General features: G+C 70.9%; 20 protein-coding genes and 2 tRNA genes. 10 read left to right on the top strand and 12 right to left on the bottom strand.

Going from position 1 to position 23734, the window contains the following annotated elements; translation table 11 throughout:
• Window positions 1-23: 23 nt before the first annotated feature.
• From ACIRF8_RS03305 to ACIRF8_RS03320, 4 genes are all read right to left on the bottom strand, one after another.
• Window positions 24-1961: a galactose oxidase-like domain-containing protein gene (locus ACIRF8_RS03305; protein ID WP_404210325.1), complete on the bottom strand. Its 1938-nt coding sequence runs from the start codon at window positions 1959-1961 to the stop codon at window positions 24-26.
• Entirely contained in the window at window positions 1958-3895 is a 1938-nt protein-coding gene (locus ACIRF8_RS03310; RefSeq protein WP_404210327.1) for a glycosyltransferase family 2 protein, read from the bottom strand. The genes ACIRF8_RS03305 and ACIRF8_RS03310 overlap by 4 nt, the downstream gene beginning before the upstream one ends.
• Window positions 3896-4224: 329 nt before the next feature.
• Window positions 4225-4917, bottom strand: a complete 693-nt coding sequence (locus tag ACIRF8_RS03315) for a FadR/GntR family transcriptional regulator (RefSeq protein ID WP_404210329.1) — start codon at window positions 4915-4917, stop codon at window positions 4225-4227.
• A 293-nt stretch (window positions 4918-5210) separates the two neighbouring features.
• Window positions 5211-5284: transfer RNA gene (locus tag ACIRF8_RS03320), tRNA-Lys, on the bottom strand.
• A gap of 198 nt (window positions 5285-5482) precedes the next feature.
• On the opposite strand from ACIRF8_RS03320, the gene ACIRF8_RS03325 reads away from it, so the two are divergent.
• The 6 genes from ACIRF8_RS03325 to ACIRF8_RS03350 all read left to right on the top strand — a co-directional run bounded on the left by ACIRF8_RS03325 (window position 5483) and on the right by ACIRF8_RS03350 (window position 11278).
• Window positions 5483-6823, top strand: coding sequence for a peptidoglycan-binding protein (locus tag ACIRF8_RS03325; RefSeq protein WP_404210331.1), 1341 nt, complete (start codon window positions 5483-5485; stop codon window positions 6821-6823).
• 69 nt (window positions 6824-6892) lie between these two features.
• The gene (locus ACIRF8_RS03330) at window positions 6893-8146 is read left to right on the top strand and encodes an SPFH domain-containing protein (protein WP_404210333.1); all 1254 of its coding nucleotides are present in this window, start codon (window positions 6893-6895) and stop codon (window positions 8144-8146) included.
• A 163-nt stretch (window positions 8147-8309) separates the two neighbouring features.
• Window positions 8310-8906: a lytic polysaccharide monooxygenase gene (locus ACIRF8_RS03335; RefSeq protein ID WP_404210335.1), complete on the top strand. Its 597-nt coding sequence runs from the start codon at window positions 8310-8312 to the stop codon at window positions 8904-8906.
• A gap of 114 nt (window positions 8907-9020) precedes the next feature.
• On the top strand, window positions 9021-9458 hold the full coding sequence (locus tag ACIRF8_RS03340) for a DUF3592 domain-containing protein (protein ID WP_404210337.1): 438 nt from the start codon (window positions 9021-9023) through the stop codon (window positions 9456-9458).
• A 26-nt stretch (window positions 9459-9484) separates the two neighbouring features.
• On the top strand, window positions 9485-11152 hold the full coding sequence (locus ACIRF8_RS03345) for an AMP-binding protein (protein WP_404210339.1): 1668 nt from the start codon (window positions 9485-9487) through the stop codon (window positions 11150-11152).
• Window positions 11153-11204: 52 nt separating this feature from the next.
• Window positions 11205-11278, top strand: a tRNA-Lys gene (locus tag ACIRF8_RS03350).
• Between the two features lie 517 nt (window positions 11279-11795).
• Here the strand turns inward: ACIRF8_RS03350 and ACIRF8_RS03355 are convergent.
• The 5 genes from ACIRF8_RS03355 to ehuB form a co-directional block, all read right to left on the bottom strand.
• Window positions 11796-12566 carry an IclR family transcriptional regulator gene (locus tag ACIRF8_RS03355; protein WP_404210340.1) on the bottom strand — a complete coding sequence of 257 codons (771 nt, stop codon included), beginning with the start codon at window positions 12564-12566 and terminating at the stop codon, window positions 11796-11798.
• 147 nt (window positions 12567-12713) lie between these two features.
• The gene (ehuA, locus tag ACIRF8_RS03360; protein WP_404210342.1) at window positions 12714-13529 is read right to left on the bottom strand and encodes an ectoine/hydroxyectoine ABC transporter ATP-binding protein EhuA; all 816 of its coding nucleotides are present in this window, start codon (window positions 13527-13529) and stop codon (window positions 12714-12716) included.
• Complete coding sequence (ehuD, locus tag ACIRF8_RS03365) at window positions 13519-14136, bottom strand: ectoine/hydroxyectoine ABC transporter permease subunit EhuD (RefSeq protein ID WP_404212254.1); 618 nt, start codon at window positions 14134-14136, stop codon at window positions 13519-13521. Before ehuD ends, ehuA begins: the two co-directional genes overlap by 11 nt.
• Window positions 14137-14183: 47 nt before the next feature.
• Window positions 14184-14909 carry an ectoine/hydroxyectoine ABC transporter permease subunit EhuC gene (ehuC, locus tag ACIRF8_RS03370; RefSeq protein ID WP_404210344.1) on the bottom strand — a complete coding sequence of 242 codons (726 nt, stop codon included), beginning with the start codon at window positions 14907-14909 and terminating at the stop codon, window positions 14184-14186.
• Window positions 14906-15811, bottom strand: coding sequence for an ectoine/hydroxyectoine ABC transporter substrate-binding protein EhuB (gene ehuB / locus ACIRF8_RS03375; protein WP_404210346.1), 906 nt, complete (start codon window positions 15809-15811; stop codon window positions 14906-14908). Before ehuB ends, ehuC begins: the two co-directional genes overlap by 4 nt.
• A gap of 109 nt (window positions 15812-15920) precedes the next feature.
• Between ehuB and ACIRF8_RS03380 the strand changes: the two genes are divergently transcribed.
• Window positions 15921-16439: a DUF3830 family protein gene (locus tag ACIRF8_RS03380; protein ID WP_404210348.1), complete on the top strand. Its 519-nt coding sequence runs from the start codon at window positions 15921-15923 to the stop codon at window positions 16437-16439.
• Here ACIRF8_RS03380 and ACIRF8_RS03385 read toward each other — a convergent pair.
• Window positions 16426-17823, bottom strand: a complete 1398-nt coding sequence (locus ACIRF8_RS03385) for an amidase (protein WP_404210350.1) — start codon at window positions 17821-17823, stop codon at window positions 16426-16428. The two genes, ACIRF8_RS03380 and ACIRF8_RS03385, sit on opposite strands and share 14 nt — an antisense overlap.
• A 39-nt stretch (window positions 17824-17862) precedes the next feature.
• Window positions 17863-18867: a D-2-hydroxyacid dehydrogenase gene (locus tag ACIRF8_RS03390; protein WP_404210352.1), complete on the bottom strand. Its 1005-nt coding sequence runs from the start codon at window positions 18865-18867 to the stop codon at window positions 17863-17865.
• 242 nt (window positions 18868-19109) lie between these two features.
• Between ACIRF8_RS03390 and ACIRF8_RS03395 the strand changes: the two genes are divergently transcribed.
• From ACIRF8_RS03395 to ACIRF8_RS03405, 3 genes are all read left to right on the top strand, one after another.
• Window positions 19110-19931: an aspartate/glutamate racemase family protein gene (locus ACIRF8_RS03395; protein ID WP_404210354.1), complete on the top strand. Its 822-nt coding sequence runs from the start codon at window positions 19110-19112 to the stop codon at window positions 19929-19931.
• Window positions 19932-19934: 3 nt separating this feature from the next.
• The gene (locus ACIRF8_RS03400) at window positions 19935-20666 is read left to right on the top strand and encodes a decarboxylase (protein WP_404210356.1); all 732 of its coding nucleotides are present in this window, start codon (window positions 19935-19937) and stop codon (window positions 20664-20666) included.
• A gap of 94 nt (window positions 20667-20760) precedes the next feature.
• Entirely contained in the window at window positions 20761-21864 is a 1104-nt protein-coding gene (locus ACIRF8_RS03405) for an LLM class flavin-dependent oxidoreductase (RefSeq protein ID WP_404210358.1), read from the top strand.
• 34 nt (window positions 21865-21898) lie between these two features.
• On the opposite strand, the gene ACIRF8_RS03410 is transcribed toward ACIRF8_RS03405, so the two are convergent.
• The gene (locus ACIRF8_RS03410) at window positions 21899-23563 is read right to left on the bottom strand and encodes a putative bifunctional diguanylate cyclase/phosphodiesterase (RefSeq protein WP_404212256.1); all 1665 of its coding nucleotides are present in this window, start codon (window positions 23561-23563) and stop codon (window positions 21899-21901) included.
• Window positions 23564-23734: the final 171 nt, after the last annotated feature.

Below are 23734 nucleotides of genomic sequence, written 5' to 3' on the forward strand. Positions count from 1 at the left end.
AACTCCCGCGCCCCCTGGCCCCGTTACGGCACGTGCACCCACTGCGCCTTGCTCGGCGTTCCCTCGTCGTCCGTCACGAACAGCATGTACCAGCCCGATTCGACCAGCGCCCGGTTCTTCGGCACGGTGACCGTGACCGAGCCGGCCGACTTCTTCAGGCCGAGGGCGATCGACGTCTGGTCGACGTCCGTGACGTGCGTCGACGCGCTCGGCCTGATCAGCCGGGCCGTCTTGATCGACGACGCGTGATCCGTCCGGTACGTCGCCGACGAGCCCCGCGCGATGGTCTTCTCGCCACCTTCGAGGGCCGGCCGGGAATCCCGGTACAGATAGGGCGGCGTGTAGATCTCGATGCGCTGCTCGAACTCGCCGGGCTTGGTGTTCGCCTTGTCCGCGTAGAGCGAGTCCGAGCCGAAGAACAGCACGCGCCCGTCGGGCAGGAGCAGCGACCCGGAGTGGTAGTTGCGGCCCACCAGCGGGTCGGCCACGCGGCGGAACGCGTCGGTCCTCGTGTCGTAGATCCGGGCCTGGCGGATGTTGGAGTCGCCGCGCCCGCGATAGTCCTCGGAGCCGCCGGAGACGAGCACGGAGTCGTCGGGCAGGACCGACGCCTGCGGGTAGCGCGTGCCCTTCTCCAGCTCGGGGCCGTCCACGAAGTGCGGGCTCGCGTCCTTCAGGTCGACGATCCGGGTCTTCTTGCTGGACAGCTTGGACTCGCCGACGCCGCCTCCGCCGATCACCATGTACTTCTGGTTCTGCGCGGGCGGCAGCTCGACCGTGTTGGCCGTCTCCATCATGTTCGGGTCGGAGAGGCCCGGGATCTTGCGGAACTTGTTGGTCGTCAGGTCCCAGACGCCGGGCTTGCGGCCGACGTCGTCGGGCCCGTAACCGGCGTTGGCGCCCGAGTAGAAGATCTTGCCGTTCTCCATCTGGAACAGCGCCGGGTACGTCGGGAACTGGCGGATGTCCTTGAGGTACGTCCACTTCTTCGTCTTCGGGTCGTACACCTCGTTCTTGCCGGGCACGAGCTGCCCGATGTCGTCGAGTCCGGAGACCGAGAGGACCTTGCCGTCCGAGAGCGTGGTCAGCGTCGGGTACCAGCGCGCCTCGTTCATCGGGTCGACCTTGATGTACTTCTCGGCGATCGGATCGAACTCGAAGGAGTCCTTGATCCCCTGGAAGTCCTTCTTGTCGAGGGCGAGCTTCTGCGCGATGCCGTAGACATTGCGCGCGTCGGCACCCGTCAGGCCCTGCACCCGGTAGTTGTCCTGGGTGCCGGTCTCGTACGTGGTGCCGGACTTCTGCGCCTCGACGTAGACGCGGCCGAGGCCCGGGTCGTTGCGCAGGAACTTGCCGGTGTTCGGGTCGAAGACCTTCTTGGCCCGCTCGACCGTGATGTTGATGTCGGAGACGAACGTCTTGCCGTTCTTCTTGCCGGTGAACTTGGTTCCGGCCTTGATGGTCTTGGGCGCGTCCGGGTCCTCGTTGTGCACGATCATCAGGCCGCCGGCCTTGGTGACATCGCCCTTGAGCTTCTCGTACTTCTTGGTGCCGCCCGCGATCAGCAGGTTCCCGTCGGCCAACTGCGTGTGCCCCGTGCAGAACAGGTCGGCCGGCGTCGGAATCTTTTTGATCGTCTTCTTCACGGGGTCGTACAGGCGGGTGTCGAACTTCTTCGCGTCGAAGTTCTTCTGCTTGTTGCCCGACCCGGCGACCAGCAGGATCTTGCCGGTGCGCAGCAGCGCCGCGTGGATCGTGTTGAGGCGCATGTCCTCGGGGAAGTCGATCACGTCCCACTTGCCGTTCTCGGCCTTGTACTCCGGTCTGTTGATCTTGTACTCGTGGTACTTGGCCGACCCGAAGCGGTACAGCCAGGGTCCGTTCATCCCGGCCAGCGCCAGTACCACCACCGTGCCGATGGCTATGCGCCGGGCACGGCGGCGGCTCGCACCGTCTTTCACTTGTTACGTCCCCCCAGGGAGATCTGCATGGTCTGTTCGTCGCCGCCGTCCTGGTCCGAGGCCCAACGGGGCTTGCGCTGCGGCACGCTGTGCTCCTGCCCGGCCTGCGGCGCAGTCCCGGGGGCCTCGGCCGCGGGCGTCCTCAAGTCCTTCTTCTCCTGCCGCAGCATGTAGCGCCAGGCGAACATCGGCAGCGCGGTGATCAGCAGGGCGAAGCAGGCCCACGTGATCATCGCGGGGTGGGAGTGACCGAAGACGAATCCGGCGGCGATCGATCCCGCGAAGATCAGGATGAAGTACCAGTGGTAGCGGAACGTGCCGAACCAGCGGTCCGGGCTGGCCGAGTCGCCCTTCGGTGTCACCACGAACTTGCTCTTGCGGCGCAGTACCGAGTCGATCAGTGCCTTCGCGTAGAGCGGCGCGGACAGTGCGGACATCACCATGCCCGCGACACCGCCGGAGCCCTCCGGCTCGTGCGGCGACACGTTGTGCCGACGGTTCCAGATGTACAGGCCGATCTGGAGCGCCGACGCGTTGCCGTACAGCATCAGCCAGATCGTCGGGTCGATGTTCACACCCGAGGCGCCGAGACCCAGGAACAGCGCACAGCTCAGCGCCGCCAGGATCCAGTTCATCGCGGCCATCGGGTAGAAGATGATCATCATGGTGTAGTTGAAGAGCTTGCTCGGCGGGAGCGTGAAGAAGCCCTTCCAGTACTGCTTGAGGATCGTCTCGTACGTACCGCGCGACCACCGCATCTGCTGCGTGAAGAAGTCCGTCCAGGCGCTCGGCCCCTCACCGACGGCGAGCACGTCCGGGGTGTACACGGAGCGCCACTTCTTGCCGGTGGCCGGATTCTTCGCGCGGTGGATCTCGAACCCGGTCGCCATGTCCTCGGTGATCGAGTCGTACAGGCCGCCGATCTGCTGGAGCGTCTTGATGCGCACCGCGTTGGACGTGCCGACGAACATGGGGGCGCCGTAGCGGTTCCCGGCGCGCTGGATCAGCGCGTGGAAGAGGAACTGCTGGGACTCGGCGGCCTTGGTGACGAAGTTGTCGTAGTTGCCGTAGACCTGCGGGCCGATGACGAAGCCGACGTTCGGGTCGCGGAAGAAGCCGAGCATCCGCTCCAGGTAGTTGGGCATCGGCACGTGGTCGGTGTCGACCGAGGCGAAGAAGTCGTAGTCGCTGCCGTGCGCGTCCAGCCAGGCGTTGTAGTTGCCGTGCTTGGTCTTGGCGCGGTGCGGGCCCTTCGGCTGGTTCCACTTCGCGACGCCCTTGCGGGAGAAGTGGTGCACGCCGAGCCGCCGGCAGACCGCCTTCACCTCGGCGTCGTCGCCCTCGTCGAGCAGCCAGATGTGCAGCAGGCCCCGGTGGCGCAGCTTGACCGCCGCCTCCAGGGTCTTCGTCACCATCTCGATCGGCTCCTTGCCGGGCACGAACGAGGTGAGGAACGCGACCCGGGTGCCGGTCTCCGGCACCACCGGGATCGGGTCGCGGGCGACGAGAGTGGCGTGCGCGTTCGACAGCACGTTCATGCAGCGGAAGAACTCGATCAGGCCGATCGACACCAGCATCACGATGTCGAGTGCCGGAAGGAAGTCGTACTCCACGTAGTCGCGCTCGGTCCAGTGCTCGGGCTGGAGCAGCCAGAACAGCAGGACGAGGGAGAGCAGTGGGGCGGCGCCCAGCATCAGGGCCGCGCGTATCCGGTGCGGCTCCTGCGAGAGCAGCGAGCGGTACTGCACCTCGTACGGCTTGGCCGGGTCGGGCTGGGTGAGGGGCCCGGCGAGCCGGCTGTAGTGCTCGTAGTCGTAGCGCGGCAGCGACTTCTTGATACGTCTGAAGCCGCCGGTACGGTGCGGCGGCACCCGTAACCGGGTCGTCTCGGACGGGTCGAAGTCCTTGCGGGCGCCCGTCGGCGTCGACGTCATGAGCCATCCCCCCGCACGCGAGTCACCGCGTGGTCGTCGGTCTTCGCCCGGGCGCGGTCCCCCTAGACCTCTCCCGGGCGTATCAGTGGCGGGCCACCGTCCCACTTCCACTAAGACTGGAACGCCGACCTACCGGTTGCACGATGTCCCCTCTTGGCATCGTTTGACCGGATCGTGACGTGTTCTGCCGACATGCGGCCTCGGAGCGGCTGCCCAGTGCAGGCTGCAACTGCCGTGCACCGTAAGCCTCATACGAGCCATTGGCTCTAGAATAGGGTGCTGCGCCCCGCATCATGATCGCAAGGGCGATACGCAGCGAAACACGGTGTTTACCGGTCTTGCCGGGGGGTTGCTGCCAGTCGGTGCCTGATGTTGCCGAAGTGATCCCGTATGGCCCGTTCTGCCCGCATCACGTCGCCGGATCGTACGGCGTCGAGGATCTCCCGGTGCTGACGGCATGTCACGCCAGGGTCCTGCGGTACGTCGACGAGGTCGGTGCGCACCCGGTGGAAGGACTCCCAGAACGCCTCCATCACCTCGACGAGCAGCGGGTTGCCCAGGCTCCGGTAGAGCGTGGCGTGAAACGCGCGGTCCGTGGCCGCGGCGACCGTGCCGTCCGGGGCCCCGGCCTCCTTCTCCATCTGCTTCGCCAAGGCGTCGAGTTCCGCGAGGTCGGCGTCGGGCACGCGGCCCGCGAGGCGTGTCACGAGCCCGGTCTCCACGGCCTCGCGCAGCTCCAGCAGTTGCAGGAGGCTGTCCTCGCCGCGGTAGTGCCCCGCGACGGTACGGAAGGCGAGGCCCTCGATCATCGGGGCCATCGACATCGGCCCCACGTACGTGCCGAAGCCGTGCCGGATCTCCACGATCCCCATGGCCTGGAGCGCCTTGAGCGCCTCCCGCACGGAGTTCCGGCTGACGCCGAGCAGCTCCATCAGCTCGGGCTCGGTGGGCAGCGAGGCCCCCGGCGGCAGCCGTCGGTCGATGATCAGCCTCTTGATCTGCTCCTGAAGGTCACGCGCCATGCGCCCACGGTAGCGGCCCACGACCGAGCCGACCCCGAGTCCCACGAACCCCGGACCCGCTGATGCCGCATCTCCCAGGGGATGACCCCCGGACCCCCAGCCGCCTTTCCCGGCGTCGGCCCTGGAGGCGTGAAATGGCGACAGCTCCCCGCGCTTTCCCGCAGGGTCCCGCGCTGCCCCGGGGACCGGGGGTGCGGGTGGCGGAGCCCCCGCTGGGCGCGGCGCAGCCGCGCAAAAACAACGGTGGCGGGACAGTTCGCGCTTTCCGCGAACACATCCCGCCACCGACAACGTGCGCCGCCAGGGACTCGAACCCCGGACCCGCTGATTAAGAGTCAGCTGCTCTAACCAACTGAGCTAGCGGCGCCTGCTGACCTGGATAACTTTACCCGACCCCTCAGGGTGCTCCTGACCACTCGACGCGCCGGGGGGCTGGTCGATTTATATAGATTTACGTCATTCAGACCGTCAACATGCGATTTGGGTGAGGAGTTGAGACGCTTTCCGCGTGCGCAAACGTGGCTCGGCACTTCACCGGCCGGCACCGGAATGTGAGGGGAATCGCATGGACCCAGGCGAGCACGGAGACCGAGCCGGGGCGCCGGCCTTCGAGGAGATCGACCCGGCGGACGACTGCGACTGCGCCGGCTGCGTCCAGTGGCGCGGCACCGCCCCGCACCCCGCCCGCACCAGAATCAGCCCCCGGCACGCGCTGGTCGCCGCCGCCGCGGCCGGCACCGTCATCGGCGGTCTCCAGGTCACCCCGGCGACCGCCGCCGAACACCACGAGGCACGGCCCGGCGACCCCGACCCGGACGCCGCCGCGGGCACCCCCGCCCCGCAGGGCGGCACCAGCCTCCTGAACGGGGCGCCCGGCACCGACACCGGCACCACCGCGACCGTGCAGCTCACCCAGCCGAGCGACCCGCCCCTCACGACCCGGGCAGAGATCATCGACCGCGCCAAGGCGTGGGTCGAGGCCAAGGTCCCATACAGCATGAACAAGTACTGGCGGGACGGTTACCGCCAGGACTGCTCGGGGTTCGTCTCCATGGCCTGGGGCCTGCCCCGCAACGAGTGGACGGGCAGTCTCGCCGTCTTCGCCACCCGTATCACCAAGGAGCAGCTCGAACCCGGCGACATCCTGCTCTTCCACAACCCGGCCGACCCGCAGAAGGGCTCGCACGTCACGATCTTCGGCGGCTGGACCGACTCCGCCCACTCCCATTACGTCGCCTACGAGCAGACGCGCCCCGGCGCCCGTACCCGCGTCACGCCCTACGCGTACTGGACCAACTCCAGCCGCTACCTCCCCTACCGCTACAAGGGCCTCGACGCGAGCGGCGCCGCGGGCTCGGACACGCACGCGGTGACCCCGACGGCGTTCACGAACTACCCGGGCGCCCTGTCCTTCGGCCCCGGCGCCGACAACGCGTACGTCACCCGGCTCGGACGGCTGCTCGTCGAGCGCGGCGCCGAGCGGTTCTACCGGCAGGGTCCCGGCCCGCGCTGGGGCGACGCGGACCGCGACGCGACGCGGGCGTTCCAGCGGGCCCAGGGCTGGACCGGCCGGGACGCGGACGGCCTGCCCGGGCCGACGACCTGGTCGTACCTGGTCCGGGGCAAGGGCAAGGACATCCCGGGCTCCGGCGGCGGACGTACGGGTGCGCCCGCGTTCCCGGGTACGGCGAAGTTCCGGCCCGGCGCGTCCAACTCCTCGGTGACCCAGCTCGGCCGACAACTGGTGAAGAAAGGTTTCGGTACGTACTACACCCGGGGCCCGGGCCCGCGCTGGGGCGAGGCGGACCGGCGCAACGTCGAGGCGTTCCAGCGGGCCCAGGGCTGGCGGGGTTCGGCGGCCGACGGCTATCCGGGGCCGGAGACATGGCGGCGGCTCTTCTCGTGAGGCGGCTCCCGTGACGGGCACGGCGGCAGGCGGCGACATCTCAGTGCGGATCGCAGTACGGAGGCGCGGATGAGCACGACGGCGGAACAACACCCCGAACAGCGGGCGGCGGACACGGACAGCGGCAGCCCTGAGCGGAGCGGCGGCCGGGAGGAGCGGGGCGGGCAGGACGGTGGGACCGTGGCGGGGGTGCTCGGGGTGCGGGGGGCGCGGCTCATCCACAACGAGACGACCACCCAGATCCCCGTACACCTGTTGTTCCGCGACGACCCGGACCCGGTCACCGTGCCGCTGCGGCCGGCCGTCGTCGGCACGGGCACCGGCGGTGGCCGTCCCGCCCCGCGACCCCACCCGCGTACCCCGGCGAGGACCGCGCCGGTCGTCGACCCGGACCTCCATGAGCGGCCGGGGCGGGCGCTGCCCGGGGCCCTCGGCGTGCTGGGCGGCGCTGTGGGCGCGGCCGGTGCGGCGGCCTCCCTCGGCTGGGCCGGGATGCTGCCGCGCGTCATGACGCAGGTCGCCGGGTTGCACGGGTACGCGGGGGCGGGACTCGGGGCCCCGCAGTGGGCGGCGCTCGCGGGCTCCGGCGCGCTCGCGCTGTTCGGTTTCGGCGGGCTCGCGCGCGGCAGGACCGGGCGGGCCTGGGCGCTCACCCTGTTCGGACGCTACCGGGGCAGTGTGCGCAGGTCGGGCCTGCTGTGGGTCAACCCGCTGCTGCTGCGTCACCGCGTCGACCTGCGTCTGCGGCACTGGCGCAGCGAGGAGATGCCCGCGGTCGACGCGAACGGCGTCGCCCTGCGCGTCGTCGTCCTCGTCGTCTGGCGGGTCAAGGACACGGCGCGGGCGACGCTCGGGGTGGCGGACCACGAGGAGTATCTGCGCGAGTGCGTGGAGGCGGGCCTGGCCCGGGTCCTGTCGCAGTTCCCCGCCGACGCGCTGGCGACCACCGGCGCCATCGGCGCCACGGGAGCCCGGGGGCGCTCCGGCCCCGCGCACACGCCGACGCTGCGCGACGCCGAGGCCGTGGGCGATCTGCTCACGCGCCGGCTGGCCGCGGACGTCGGGCCGGTCGGCATCGAGGTGTTCTCGGCGCAGCCGACGCGGATCGAGTACGCGCCCGAGGTGGCGGCGGTGATGCGCCGCCGCCGCGTCGCGGCGCTCGACGCGCAGCACCGCGACAGCGTGCTGGGTTCCGTCGTGGACTCGGTGGAGGAGACGGTGACGCGGCTGACCGCGAGGGGTTTGGTCGACCTGGACGACTACGAACGCAAGGCGCTCGTGAAGGATCTGACGGTGGCGTTCTGCACGCGGCGGGGGGAGTGACGGGCGGGGGCGCCTTCGCGTGAGGGCGCTTTGTGGGGACGTCGTTGTGTGGATCGTTGTATGGACACGGCCAACTCTCGCCCATACATTGGGGGTTGGTCTAGACCTACAACGGCACCGTGCGCACGGCTTCCGGTTTCCCCACACCCCCAGGAGCGGCAGCATGCGGAAAAAGATGTTCGCGGCCTTGCTCGGCCTCACCACCGCGGGAGCGTTCGCGCTCTCCGCGGGCGGCGCGAGCGGCCATGGCTATACCGACCTGCCCATCAGCCGGCAGAAACTCTGTGCCAACGGCACCGTCACCGGCTGCGGCAACATCCAGTGGGAGCCGCAGAGTGTCGAGGGGCCCAAGGGCTTCCCGGCCGCGGGCCCCGCCGACGGCCAGATCTGCTCGGCCAACCACGGCGAGTTCTCGGCGCTCAACGCGGCCAAGCAGCCGAACGGTTCCGCCTGGCCCACCACCAAGGTGACGGGCGGTCAGAGCTACACGTTCCGCTGGCAGTTCACCGCCCGGCACTCCACCACGGACTTCCGCTACTACATCACCAAGAACGGCTGGGACGCGAGCAAGCCGCTGACCCGCGCCGCCCTGGACACCACCCCGTTCCTCACGGTGCCCTACAGCGGCCAGCCCCCGGCCACGCTCTCGCACTCCGGCACCCTGCCGTCCGGCAAGTCGGGCCACCACGTGATCCTCGCGGTGTGGACGATCGCCGACACGGCGAACGCGTTCTACGCGTGCTCGGACGTCACCTTCTGAGTGCGCGGTTTCTTGAGCCTGCCCTGAGGCTCCGGAGCCCCGGACGCGGGTAGTTTCCCCGCATGCCGTCCCGATCGCGGGCGGTGTGCGGGGAAACGCCGAGGGGGAGCTCCCATGGACCTGATCTTCTATCTGGCACCGTCGTTCATCGCCTGCGTGGCGCTGTGCGCCGGGTTCGCGGTGGTGCGACGCTCACTGCGGCTGCGGGCGGCCTGGCGCGGTGGACTCACCGCGGAGGCGCGCTGCCTGCGCGCGTACACCTCGCGCGGCGGGGACGACCACCCGCACACGACACAGCACCACGTCTACGAGTTCACCGCCCGCGACGGCCGTACCGTCCGCATCGACGAGGCGGGCGGCCCCGCCACCACCGTCCCCGGCGACGTGGTCGTCGTGCACTACGCGGCCCGGCACCCCGAACACGCCACGGCCCGCGCGCCCCGCCCCGGGACGAACCTGGCGGGGACGGTCCTGCTGCTCGGGTTCCTCGGCGTCGTGGTGGCCTTCTGTGTCTTCTTCGTGGCCGAAGTGCCCACCGGCCTCCACATCTGACGCTACGTCAATTACCGTGCGCCGCCATGGGAACGACGACGCGCACCTTCGCCGAACTCGTCCAGGAGCGCTGGGGCGACCACCGGCCCGGGCTCGCCCACGAGGGCCAGGTCCTCAGCCACCACCAGGTCGCCTCGGGCGCGGCGGCCCGCGCCGCGCTGCTCGCCGATCTACTGCCGCGCGGCGCGGAACCGCACCTCGGGGTGCTGCTCGACAACACCCCCGAATTCCCTCAGTGGCTGGGGGCCGCCGCGCTCGCCGGGGCCGCCGTCGCCGGGATCAACCCGACCCGGCGCGGCGCCGAACTGGCCCGCGACCTCACCCACACCGAGTGCCGTGTCCTGGTCACCGAACGCGCCAAACTGCCGCTGCTCGACGGGCTCGCCCTGCCGGGCATCCGCGTCCTGGTCACCGACACGGACGCCTACGCCGACCTGCTCGCGCCGTACACGGACGCGATACCGGACAGCGCCGCCGGGATCGGGCCCGGCACCCGCATGCTGCTCTACTTCACCTCCGGGTCGACCGGCGCCCCCAAAGCCGCGATCTGCACCCAGGGGCGCCTCGCCGCCGCCGGGCAGTCGCTGGTCCGCCACTTCGGCGTCCGCGCGGACGACGTGCACTACGTCTGCATGCCGCTCTTCCACGGCAACGCGGTCATCGCCGACTGGGCCCCCGCCATGGCGGCCGGAGCGGGCGTGGCGCTCGCGCGGCGGTTCTCCGCGTCCCGGTTCCTGGCGGACGTACGAAAATTCCGGGCCACCTACTTCACGTACGTGGGGCGGGCCGTGCAGTACGTCCTGGCCACCGAGGAGCGCCCCGACGACCGGGACAATCCGCTGCGCGTCGGCTTCGGCACCGAGGCGGGGGCGGTGGACGCGGCGCGGTTCGAGGAGCGGTTCGGGGTACGGCTCGTCGAGGGGTACGGGTCCTCCGAGGGCGGCGCCGCCGTGCAGCGCACCGCCGACACCCCGCCCGGCGCGATCGGCCGGGCCGCACCCGGCGACGATCTCGCGGTCCTCGACCCGCGGACCGGGGCGGAGTGCCCGCCGGCCGTGTTCGACGAGGGCGGGCGCCTCGTCAACGGGGACGCCGCCGTCGGGGAGCTGGTGAACCGGGGGCGGTCACCGTTCGAGGGGTACTGGCGCAACGACGCCGCGTACGCCGAGCGGGTCCGGCGGAACGGCTGGTACTGGACGGGCGACCTCTTCTACCGGGACGCGGCCGGCTTCCTCTACTTCGCGGGGCGCGGCGACGACAAGATTCGCGTGGACAGCGAGAACCTGGCCCCCGCAATGATCGAGAACATCCTCGCCCGCTGGTCCGACGCGGCGGCCGTCGCCGTGTACGGGGTGCCCGATCCCGTCGCCGGGGACCAGGTCATGGCGGTGCTGGCACTCCGCGCGGGGGTCGGGTTCGATCCGTCGGCGTTCAGCGAGTTCCTGCTGGCGCAGGGCGATCTCGGGACGAAGATGGCCCCCCGTTTCGTCCGGGTGGTGCCGCGCATGCCGGTGACGGCGACCAACAAGGTGCGGCGCGGGGAGCTGCGCCGCGAGGGGTTCTGGAGCGGGGGCGAGGTGTGGTGGCACCCTCCCTCCGAGCCGGCGTACCGCCGCCTGACGCCCCCCGACCGGGAAGCCCTGGCCGCCCAGTACCGCACCCACGGCAGACAGACCCTGCTGACGCCCCCCTGACGCCCTGGTCGAAGGCACCCCCTCGGACCAGGTACTATTTACCTGTCAGCAGGCGCCGCTAGCTCAGTTGGTTAGAGCAGCTGACTCTTAATCAGCGGGTCCGGGGTTCGAGTCCCTGGCGGCGCACCGACAGTGAAGGCCCTCCGTGCGAACGGGGGGCCTTTCGCGTGGAACGGGGCGGGTCCCGGCGCCGGGCGGTCGGCTGGGGGTCCGGGGGTTACCCCCCGGGGGATGCGGTATCAGCGGGTCCGGGGTTCGAGTCCCTGGCGGCGCACGTTGTCGGTGGCGGGATGTGTTCGCGGAAAGCGCGAACCGTCCCGCCACCGTTGTTTCTGCGCGGCTGCGCCGCGCCCAGCGGGGGCTCCGCCACCCGCACCCCCGGTCCCCCGGGGCCAGCGTGGGGCCCTGCGGGAAAGCGCGGGGAGCTGTCGCCATTTCCCGCCTCCAGGGCCGACGCCGGGAAAGGCGGCTGGGGGTCCGGGGGTCATCCCCCGGGAGATGCGGCATCAGCGGGTCCGGGGTTCGAGTCCCCGGCGGCGCACCGACAGTGAAGGCCCTCCGTGTGAGCGGGGGGCCTTTCGCGTGGGGCGGGGCGGTGGAGGTCCTCAGGTGGGACCGGGAGCCTGCGCGTGCGTGGGGCGGGTCAGATTGTCAGGGACAGGAGGACGGGGGCCGCGCTCTTGTTCAGGCGGTCCGCCGCGTCGTGGAGGCGGTGGGCGTGTTCCACCGGGAGGGAGAGGGCCAGGCAGCCGACGGAGGACCCCGCGGTGATCGGGACCGCGGCGCAGACCGTGCCGACCGCGTACTCCTGGAGGTCGAGGACGGGGACGGTCGCGGGCTGGGTGGCGAGCTTGGAGAGGAGCACCTTCTCGTTGGTGATGGTGCGCGAGGTGAGGCGGGCCATCTTGTGACGGGAGAGGTGATCGCGACGGCCGTCCACGTCGAGCTGGCCGAGGAGGCTCTTGCCGACGGCGCTCGCGTGGGCCGAGACGCGGAAGTCCACCCATTCGTTGACCGCGGGGGTCTCGGGCCCTGACGCGTACTGCGTGATGTGGACCTCGCCGTCGATGTACCGGCTGATGTAGACCGCGGCGCCCACCGTGTCGCGCAGCTCGTCGAGGGTGACCTGGAGTTTCGCGGTGAGGGCCGCCGCGCCGCCCTCGGCGGAGCCGAGACTGCTCAGCGTCTCCCCGGTGACGTACGCCCCGTCGGCGATCTGGCGGACGTACCCCTCCCGGCGGAGCATGCGCAGGAGCGCGGTGAGCTGGTCCGCGGGCAGGCCGGTGTCGCGCGCCAGCTCGGTGTCGGTGATGCCCGCGCCGCTGTGGGCGACGGCGTCCAGCACGCGCAGGGCGTGCTGAACCGACTCGTTCGGCTGGTACGACGACGCGTCCTGCTCGTGCTTCAGCGCCACGGCATCCCCCTGCAAAGGATCGGTCCCGGACGGCTGGGCTCCCACCACGATAGCCGCCAACACCCCCAACGAGGGCGGTGGTCGGGGAGATTGGCGGCGCGCTCCGCGGCTCTCATCTGGAACGCGCCACCTTGGCATATGCCCCTGTCACAGCACCGCGCTGAGGAAATCCCTGGTCCGCTCGTGGTCCGGCTCGTTGAAGATCTTCTCGGGGGTACCGGACTCGATGACCCGGCCCGCGTCGAACATCAGGACCTGGTCCGAGATGTCCCGGGCGAAGTTCATCTCGTGGGTCACACAGAGCATCGTGATGTCCGTGGTGTGCGCGATGTCCCGCAGCACGTCGAGGACGCCCGCCACCAGCTCCGGGTCGAGCGCGGAGGTCACCTCGTCCAGGAGCAGCACCTGCGGCCGCATCGCCAGGGCCCGCGCGATGGCGACGCGCTGCTGCTGGCCGCCGGAGAGCTGCGTCGGATACGCGTCGTGGCGATCACCCAGGCCGACCAGGTCGAGCAGCTCGCGCGCCCGCTGCTCCGCCTCGTCCTTGGAGAGGCCGAGCACGGTGACCGGCGCCTCCATGATGTTGCGCAGCACCTTCATGTTCGGGAAGAGGTTGAACTGCTGGAAGACCATCCCGATGTTCTTGCGGACCTCGCGGATGTGCTTCTCACCGGCCGGGACCAGCTTGCCGTTCTTCTCCTCGTGGGTGAGGTACGCGCCGCCCACCTTGATCGTGCCCTCGTCCGGCTTGAGCAGCGTCATGAGCAGCCGCAGGATCGTCGTCTTGCCGGAACCGGAGGGGCCGATCAGCGTGACGTGCTTGCCCGAGGCGACGGAGAAGTCCAGCTCGTCGAGGACGGTGTTGTCGCCGAACCGCTTCACGACCTTGTCGAAGCGGATCAGTTCGGCGCCGTCCACCTTGGGGTTCGGCTGGTCTTTGGAGAGGTTCGCGTCAGTGGACAAGGCGGCGCTCCAGGGATCGGAGAAGAAGGGAAGCGAGGTAGGAGATGACGATGAAGGCGACACCGACGACCGTGAGGGCCTCCGTGTACTGGAACGTCTTGGCCGCTTCGAGGCGCGAGCGCTGGAGCAGCTCCAGGACGCCGATGCCCGCGAGCAGCGGGGTGTCCTTCAGCATCGCCACGACGTAGTTGCCGAGCGCGGGCACGACGCGGCGGATGGCCTGCGGCAGGATGACCGCCGTCCAGGTCTTGCGGTACGGCAGGCTCAGCGCGCGGGCGGCCTCCCACTGGCCGACCGGCACCGCCTCGATGCCCGCGCGGTAGACCTGCGCGGTGTACGTCGAGTAGTGCAGGCCGATCGCGACGACGCCGGTGGTCAGCGCGGAGAACTGGATACCCGCCTCGGGCAGCACGAAGTACAGGAAGAACAACTGCACCAGGAGCGGCGTGTTGCGGATGAACTCCGTGATCAGCCCGACGGGCCAGCGGACGAAGCGGGTGGGCGCCCGGAAGGCGAGGGCCCAGAGCAGACCGACGCTGAAGGAGATCAGCGAGCCGTAGAGCAGGACCTGGAGCGTGACGAGGAGGCCGTCCCAGAAGTGCGGCATGAAGTCGCCGACCGCGGACCAGTCCCAGTTCGTTGCGGCAGTGGTGATCACAGGGCGGCACCTCCGGTCTCGTTCTGGCGGCGGAGGTCGAGCTTGCGCATGACACCGGCCCCGCGCTCGGGCCGCTGCCCGATGTTCGCCTTCGTCCTGCGCTCCAGCGCCCGCATCCCGCGGGTCAGCAGGAACGCGATCACGAAGTAGATGACGAGCGTGATCGAGTAGACCTCCGCGCTCTCGGTCGTCGCGAGACGCACCAGATACGCGGCGAACGACACGTCACCGATGCCGAGCAGCGAGACCAGGGCGGTGCCCTTGAGCAGCTCGATCAGCAGGTTCGAGAACGGCGGGATCATCTCCGGCACGGCCTGCGGCAGCAGGATCAGCCGCAGCCGCTGCCACGGCGTGAAGCTCAGCGCGACCCCCGCCTCGCGCTGCGCCGGTGCCACCGCGGTCAGCGCGCCCCGGACGATCTCGGCGCCGTACGCGCCGTAGGACAGGCCGAGCGCCAGGACGGCCGCCCACATCGGGACCAGCGACCAGCCCGCGAGCTGCGGCAGGACGAAGAAGATCCAGAACATCAGGACCAGGGCGGACGTGCCCCGGAAGATCTCGGTGTAAAGACCGGCCACGAACCGGACGATCCACAGCCGGTGCGTGCGCGCCGTGCCCACGCCGAACGCGACCACGGTGGCGAGCGCCGCGCTGTAGAGGGTCAGTTGGACCGTGATCCAGATGCCCGGCAGTACCCAGTGTTCCCACAGTCCGGCGGTCATCGGCACAGCTCCTCGGCGGTCAGCGTCGTCATCTCCGCCTTGGTGAAGCCGAACGGCTGGAGGATCCGGAACAGTTCGCCGCTCTTCTTCATCTTGTGGATCTCGACGTTGAAGGCGTCCCGCAGTTTCGTGTCGGTGGGGCGGAAGGTGAAGCCGCCGCCGTCGATGTGCTTCTTGCCGTCGACCGTCGGCGCGAACGGCTCGGTGTGCTCGGCCTTGCGGCTCTTCTTGGTGACCTCGCGGGTGGTGAGGGCGGTGCCCGCGAACACGTCGATGCGTCCGGCCTCCACCGCGTTGAGCCCCGCCACCTGATCCTGGAGGATCACGATGTCGGACTCCTTGTAGCCGGCGTCCACGGCGTACGCGATCTCCGCGTACCCGGTGCCGGTGCCGAATCTGGCCTTGGCCTTCACCACGTCGGCGTAGGTGTGCAGGTTCTTCGGGTTGCCCTTGCGGACGATGAAGGAGTCCAGCATCTGGTACTCGGGGTCGGCGAAGATGACCTGCTGACAGCGTTCCTTGTTGATGTACATGCCGGCGGACACGACGTCGAACTGCTGCGTGTTCAGGCCGGGGATGAGTGAGGCGAAGTCCGTGGCGACCGGCTGGACGTGGCCGACACCGAGCCGTTTGAAGATGACCTTGGCCAGTTCCACCGCCTCACCGGTGAACTCGCCGTTGTCGTCGATGTACCCGTACGGCACCTCGCCCGCGATGCCCAGGCGTACCGTGCCCTGCCCCTTGAGCCGGGCGAGCGTGTCCCCGTCCGGCACCCGGCTGCAACCCGCCGCTCCCAGGGCGCCCACGGCGCCGAGCGCACCGGCGCCCGCGAGCAGTGACCGTCTGCGAAGAGGACGTCTCCGCGGAGTCTCGCTTCTACGTATCTGAGTTGGTGGAGCCATGGGCGCGCGGCTACCCGACTCGACTCAACATATGCCGATCAATTCAGGCCCCCGTCACGGCTGATGCGGTCTTGACCCACGGGGGTGAATGAGGCGGACCATGGAACCCATGGCTCACTCAGCGGACTCAACGGACCGGTTCATCGAAGTCTCCCTGGCCAAGCGAGGTGTGGCCTGCACGGCGAAGCTGCTGGACGACCGCGCGCCACTCGCCTGCGCGGCGGTGTGGGACGCCCTGCCCCTCGTCTCCGACGTCTACCACGCCAAATACGCCCGCAACGAGATCTACGCCTTGTTCCCGGCATTCGCGCCACAGGAGCCACCACTGGAGAACCCGACGGTCACGCCCATCCCGGGCGACCTCTGCTATTTCTCCTTCAACGGGACGCAGTTGGGGTCCCAGTCCTACGGCTACGGCGACGGCGCCGCACTGGCCGCGGGCGCCCCCGTCGTCGACCTCGCGCTGTTCTACGAGCGCAACAACCTCTTGATGAACGGGGACGTGGGATGGGTGCCCGGCATCGTGTGGGGCCAGGTCGTGGAGGGCCTGGACGAGATGGCGGCGGCGTGCCAGGACCTGTGGCGGGCGGGCGCGGTGGGGGAGACGCTCGGATTCAAGCGGCTGTGACGCTCGTGCTCACCCCCGCCTCGTAGAGCGCCTGCGCGACCCTGAGCACCAGCGCGTCCTGATGTCGGGCCGCAACCACCTGCAATCCCACGGGCAGGTGGCCGTCGAGCCCGACCGGGACGGACGCCGCGGGCTGCTGCGTGAGGTTGAACGGGTAGGTGAACGGGGTCCAGCCCGTCCAGCGCCGCAGCCCCGACCCGCGCGGCACCTCGACCCCCGCCTCGAACGCGGTGAGCGGCAACGTCGGCGTGAGCAGCACGTCGTACGTGGCGTGGAACAGGCCCATACGGCGGCCGAGCGCCATCCGCTTGTCGACCGCCGCCAGATAGTCGAGCGCGCTGTAGCGGGCGCCCTGCGCGCAGATCTCCCGCAGCCCCGGGTCGAGCAACTCCCGCTGCGCGGCGGACAGATGCTGCACGACGCGGGCCGCCCCGCTGAACCACAACACGTGGAACGCCTCGACCGGATCGCTGAGATCGGGGTCGACCTCCTCGACGTACGCGCCGAGTTCGGCGAGCCGCGTCACCGCCGCCCGCACCCGCGCCGCCACCCCGGGCTTCACCGCGACCTGTCCGCCCAGCGTCGGCGAGTACGCCACCCGCAGGCCGCGCACCCCGCCCTCCAGGCCCTGGCGGAAGCTGCCCGTCGCGGGGGCGAGCGCCGACCAGTCGCGCGGGTCGGAGCCCGAGATCACGTCCATCATCAGCGCCGCGTCGGCCGCGCTCCGCGTCATCGGCCCGACGTGCGCCAGCGTCCCGAACGCGGAGGCCGGATAGAGCGGCACCCGCCCGTACGTCGGCTTCAGCGCGAAGATCCCGCAGAACGCGGCCGGGATACGGACCGAACCGCCGCCGTCCGTGCCGAGCGACAGGGGGCCCGCGCCGACCGCGACGGCCGCCGCGCTGCCGCCGCTCGAACCGCCCGCCGTGCGCGCGGTGTCGTACGGATTGCGTGTGATCCCGGTCAGGGGTGAGTCGGTGACGCCCTTCCAGCCGAACTCGGGCGTGGTGGTCCGTCCGACGAAGACGGCCCCGTGTGCGCGCAGCCGCGCCACCGACGGCGCGTCCTCGCCCCAACTCCCGCTCGGCGCGACGGTTCGGGAGCCGCGCAGGGTCGGTCCGCCGCGCTGCAACAGGAGGTCCTTCACCGTCACCGGCACCCCGTCGACCAGGCCCCGCGGCTCGCCGCGCCGCCATCGCTCCGTGCTGGCCCCGGCCTCGGCGAGCGCGCCCTCCGCGTCGATCCGCACGAACGCGTTCAGCTCGGGCTCGGTCTCCTCGATCCGGGCGAGTACCGCCCGGGTGGCGTCCACGGGGCTGAACTCGCCCTTGCGGTAACCGTCCAGCAGGTCCTGCGCGGTCAGTCCGGTGAGCTCGGTCGACATCCGCCCTCCACCCCATGGCGCGGCGCCATGGCTCAGCGATCAGTTCCCGGGGACATACCCACGTTTCTTGTCCACTACATTCGTCAGCGGTCGGCCGGACTCCCAGCGCCCGTACAACTCCATGAACTGGCGCCCCAGTTCGTCCCGCCAGCCGACCGTGTCCCCGCTCATGTGCGGCGAGACCAGCAGCCCGGGAGTCGTCCACAGCGGGCTGTCCGGCGCCAGCGGCTCATGCTCGAAGACGTCGAGCGCCGCGCCCGCGATCCACCGCTTGTGCAGGGCGTCCACCAGGTCGGACTCCACGACCAACGGCCCGCGTCCCACGTTGATGAAGCGGGCGGCGGGCTGCATCACGCCGAACCGGCGCGCGTCGAACATGGAGCGCGTCTCCTCGGTCAGCGGCGCCGCGCACACCACCCAGTCGGCGCGGGCCAGCAGCCGGTCGAGGTCGGCGGGTCCGTGGATACCGGCCCGCGCCCGCCGTCCGACCAGCGCCGTGGTGATGCCAAGTGCCTTGAGCTGTGCGGCGATCGCGTGCCCGATCGGGCCCGAGCCGACGACACAGGCGCGGGTCCCCGCGATGCGCTGCGACGCGCGGTGCCGCCACCGTCGGTCGGCCTGGAGGGCGAGGGTGCGCGGCAGGTCCTTGCCCATCGCGAGCACGAGCGCGGCCACGTACTCGGCGATGGGTCCGTCGAAGACGCCGCGGGCGTTGGTCAACACGGTGGCCGAGTCGACCAGTTCGGGGAACATCAGCCGGTCCACGCCCGCGCTCGCCGTGTGCACCCAGCGGGGCCGCGGCCCCGCACCGGGCCAGGCCTCCCGTACCGCGTCGGACAGGAAGTCCCACACCAACAGCACGTCAGAGTTGGGGAGTTCGGCCCGTAGCCCGGCGGCGTCGGCGGCGTGCAGCACCCGGGCCCGGCCGGTGAGGCCGCCGAGCCGGGGCGGCGGTTCCCCGGGCGCCGCGTCCAGGACGAGGACGGTGGGACGGCCACCGGCCGGGCCCCCGGCCGCGGAGCCCGAGCCGTCGGGACCGGACACGGCAGGGAAATCGTTTCGCAACGAAGCTCCGCTTTTCTTGGGGGGCGGATATGTCGAGAGCCGGGTGACAACCATCTGACATGGGCGGATTGACCACGCTGGCACCTGAACCTACCTTCGTCAACAGGGGCACGGCGTCCGCCGGTTCCCCCTTCTCCTCGCTGTCCCGACGTCCCGGCGGGGGCTCCGCCGGCTCTAGCACCGCGCCCGGCATCACCACGTCTGAACTTGGGGCATGCTCTATGGACGTCTCTTTCCTGGGGGGACCGCAGCCGCAGCGCGGCGTCGGCGTCGTCGCACCGTTCGACTTCGCCCTCGACCGCGAACTGTGGCGCTGGGTGCCCGACGAGATCTCCCTCCATCTCACCCGCACCCCTTTCGTCCCGGTCGAGGTCAGCCTCGACCTGGCGCGCCTGGTCAGCGAGCACGAGACGCTCGACGAGGCGGTACGGGCCCTCGGCGCGGCCGAACCCGAAGTCCTCGCGTACGCCTGCACGTCGGGCTCCTTCGTCGGCGGCATCGCGGGCGAGCGCGCCATGTGCGCGGCCATGCGCCGCTCGGGCGAGCGGCCCTCTCTCACCACGTCGGGCGCGCTGTTGGAGGCGCTGGAGGAACTCGGCGCCCGCCGCGTCGCGCTCGTCACGCCCTACACCCAGTCGGTCACCGAGTCCCTTGAGGAGTACCTGGCACAGGCCGGCGCCGTGGTCACCGGGCGCGCCTACCTCGGCCTGACCCGGCACATCTGGAAGGTGCCCTACCGGGACGTCGCCGAGATGGCGCGGGACGCGGTGGGCGGCACGGCCGACGCCCTCTTCATCAGTTGCACGAACCTGCCGACGTACGACGTCATCCCGCAGTTGGAGGCCGAGCTGCGGATCCCGGTGATCTCGGCCAACCAGGTCACGATGTGGGCAGCCCTGCGACGACTGGGTACGCGAGCGGTGGGGCCCTATCAGGCGCTGCTCGACCCGGCGGCGCGACGGCAGTGGCCCCTGCCGGACGAAGGACTCCGGCCCGGACAAGGCCTGCCGGAACTTCCGGAGGGCCAGGAAGGGTGGGCATAGGACATGACAGCGCTCGGATTTCTCTACCCAGGACACTCGGCCGAGGACGACTACCCGCGCATCGAGATGCTGATCGACAGTGACATCCGGCTGCCCGTCGTCCACACGGACATCGGCGAGGACGCGCACCGGGTCGACGCGCTCCTGGAGATGGGCGCGGCCCAGCGGCTGTCCGCGGGCGTCGAGGAACTGCGCCTCGCGGGCGCGGAGGCGGTGGTCTGGGCCTGCACGTCCGCCAGTTTCGTCTTCGGCTGGGACGGCGCCCATGAGCAGGTCAGGGCGCTGGCACTGGCCGCGGGGCTGCCTGCCTCCAGCACGTCGTTCGCCTTCGCGCACGCGGTGGGCGAGCTGGGCGTACGGCGGGTGGCGGTCGCCGCGACCTATCCGGCGGACGTCGCCGACCACTTCGCCACGTTCCTGAAGGCGGCCGGTGCCGAGGTCGTCTCGGTGCGCGGCAGCGGGATCGTCACGGCCGCCGAGGTCGGCACGTGGGGCTGGGACGAGGTCCTGGCGATGGCCCGCGCCGGTGACCACCCCGGCGCGGAGGCGGTGCTGCTTCCCGACACGGCGCTGCACACGGCGGCGTACGTCCGCGACCTGGAGCACGAACTGGGCAAGCCGGTCCTCACGGCCAACCAGGTCACGGTCTGGGAGGCGCTGCGCCTGGTGGACCGCCGGGTGAACGTCCCGGAGCTGGGGTCCCTCTTCACGAAGAAACCGGTGATCCAGGTGTAGCGGGGCCGGGGCGGGAGCGGAGGCCCGGGAATAAAGCGGAGCGGGCCTCCGTTACGCCGGGGTACCCCAGACCCGCATCACCAGGAGGACCCCCGTGCCGGCCAACCACGACGAGATCCGCGGCGCAGCCCACGGCACCGCCCCGACCCCCCTCTCCGTCCTGGACCTGGTCACCGTGGGTGCGGGCCGCACCGCCACGCAGGCCCTGCGCACCAGCGTCGACATCGCCCGCCTCGCCGAACGCCGCGGCTACCACCGCTACTGGGTCGCCGAGCACCACTCCATGCCCGGAGTGGCCTCGTCGTCCCCGGCCGTGATCCTGGCCCACCTCGCCGCCCACACCGACCGGGTCCGGCTCGGCTCCGGTGGTGTCATGCTGCCCAACCACGCCCCGCTGGTCATCGCGGAGCAGTTCGGCACGCTCGAGGCGATGGCCCCGGGCCGTATCGACCTCGGTCTCGGCCGCGCGCCCGGCACCGACGGCGCCACCGCCGCCGCCCTGCGCCGCACCGACCGGCTGAACGAGGGCGCGGACGACTTCCCGCAGCAGCTCGCCGAGCTGACCCGCTTCCTCGACGACGACTTCCCCGACGGTCACCGCTACTCCCGCATCCACGCGGTGCCGGGACCCGTCCAGTCGACGTCCCCCGGCGGCGTCCAGGACCCGCACCGGCCGCCGGTCTGGCTGCTCGGCTCGTCCGGCTTCAGCGCCCGCCTGGCCGGTGTCCTCGGCCTCCCGTTCGCCTTCGCCCACCACTTCTCGGCGCAGAACACGATCCCGGCGCTCGACCTGTACCGCGAGTCCTTCCAGCCCTCCGGGGTCCTGGACAAGCCCTACGCCCTGATCGGCGTCTCGGCGCTCGCCACCGACGACGACGGCACCGAGGCCCGCCGCCAGGTCCTCGCCGCCGCGCTCAACATGATCCGCCTGCGCACCGGCCGCCCGGGCCTGGTCCCGACGCCGGAGGAGGCGGAGGCGTACCAGTTCGACGAGATGGAGCAGGATTTCATTCGCTCCTGGAACTCCAACGTCATCCACGGCTCCGTCGACGAGGTCCGCACCGGCCTCGACGACCTCCAGAAGCGCACGGGCGCCGACGAGCTGATGCTCACCGCCAACGCGCACAGCGCGGACGTACGACTGCGCTCGTACGAACTCATCGCGGACGCCTACGGGCTGCCGACCCTGGGCGCGTAGCGAAGGGAGGGCCGGCCGGGGGCGCCCCGGCCGGTCACCTCGCCGCCAGCAGCCCGGAGATCCGGGCCGCCGAGACGGGCCGCGAGTACAGCCACCCCTGGCCCGTGTCACAGCCGATCCGGCGCAGCCGCTCCGCCTGCTCGACCGTCTCCACGCACTCCGCGGTGACGGTCAGCCCGAGCCGGTGGGCGAGCTGCACCATCGCCTCCACGATCACCGCGTCCGCCGGATCCTCGGGCGTACCGTCACCGTCCTGGAAGCCGCGCACGAACGCCCCGTCCAGCTTCAGCACCGACACCGGCAGCCGGCTCAGGTACGCGAGGTTCGAGTACCCCGTGCCGAAGTCGTCGATGGCGATGCGCACGCCCATGTCCCGCAGCTCCCGCAGGGCCTGCAGGGGGCGTCCGGTGGTGCCCATCACGGCGGACTCGGTCAGCTCCAACTGAAGCAGCTCGGGCGGGAGTCGCGTCTCCTCCAGGATGCGCGCGACATCGGCCACCAGATCCGAGTCCCACACCTGACGCACCGCCACATTGACGCTCACGTAGACCGGCGGCACCTCCGGGTCGGCGAGCTGCCACGCGCGCGCCTGCCGGCAGGCGGTCTCCAGGACCCACCGCCCCAACTGCACGATGGAGCCGTCCTCCTCGGCCAGTCCGATGAACCGATTCGGCGTCAGCATGCCGAACCGCGGATGCCGCCAGCGCACCAGCGCCTCGACGCCGCGCAGGCCGCCGTCCTCCAGACGTACCAGCGGCTGGTACTCCAGGACGAACTCGTCGCGCTCCACGGCGGCCCGCAGCCCGGACGCGAGCGCCTGGCGGGTCATCCGGCGGGCGTTGCGCTCCGGGTCGAAAAGCGTCCAGCGGGCCTTGCCGTCGGCCTTCGCCCAGTACAGCGTGGTGTCCGCCGCCTGCATCAGGCCCGTCGTGCTGGTGCCCGCGACATGCCGCTCGACCACCCCGATCGAGGCCGAGACCGACAGCCGCTGCCCCGACAGGTCGAACGGTTCCCGCAGCGCGTCGAGGACCGCCTCCGCCAGCTCCGCCAGTTGCTCCGTGCCGGTCGAGTCCTCCATGAGCAGGGCGAACTCGTCGCCGCCGAGCCGGGCCACCAGCGGGGTGCCGGTCGCGTGCCGGGCCAGATCGGCGCAGTGCGTGAGCCGGTCCGCGACGGCGGCGAGCAGCCGGTCGCCGACGTGGTGGCCGAGGGTGTCGTTGACCGCCTTGAACCCGTCGAGGTCGAGATAGCACAGGCCGACCCGCCCGGTCGCGCCCGTGCCCTCGTACGCGCCGGCCTCCAGGGCGCCGGTCAGGCGCTCGAAGAACAGGGCGCGGTTGGGCAGCCGCGTCACCGGGTCGTGCGTCTGCAAGTGCCGCAATCCGTCCTGGAGTTGGCGGTGCGCGCTGACGTCGTCCAGGGAGAGCAGGACGACATCCGCGCCGGGCACGGGCGACGCCGTGATCCGCACCCACACCGAGTGGCCCGCGGAGTGCTTGAGGCGGCGGGTACGGCCGAGGGGGGCCTGCCGTCCGCGCAGCACCTCGCGGTAGGCGTCCCGGGTGCGGGGGTCGGAGGACAGGTCGAGCAGTTCGTCGGCGGCGAGCCCGACGACGGGCTCGGCGCCCTCGTCGCGCAGCAGTGTGAGCGCGGCGGCGTTGGCGCCGACGACGATGCCGTCACGGTCGACGAGCAGCATGGCCTGGGGCGCGGCGAGGAACGCGGCGCCGTGGACGGACTTCGGCTGGAGCCCGTGCGGCCGGTCACGCTCCGTGGTGTTCCCGGGGCACGAGTCGACCGGGGACACCTCCGCCGCCGTCGTGGGCCCTTGGGGCTGTGCGCTGTGTGCGCTCACCGCTCGCTCCCGTGT

This window comes from Streptomyces sp. NPDC102406 (genome assembly GCF_044765725.1).
In the GTDB taxonomy this organism is placed as follows: Bacteria; Actinomycetota; Actinomycetes; order Streptomycetales; family Streptomycetaceae; genus Streptomyces.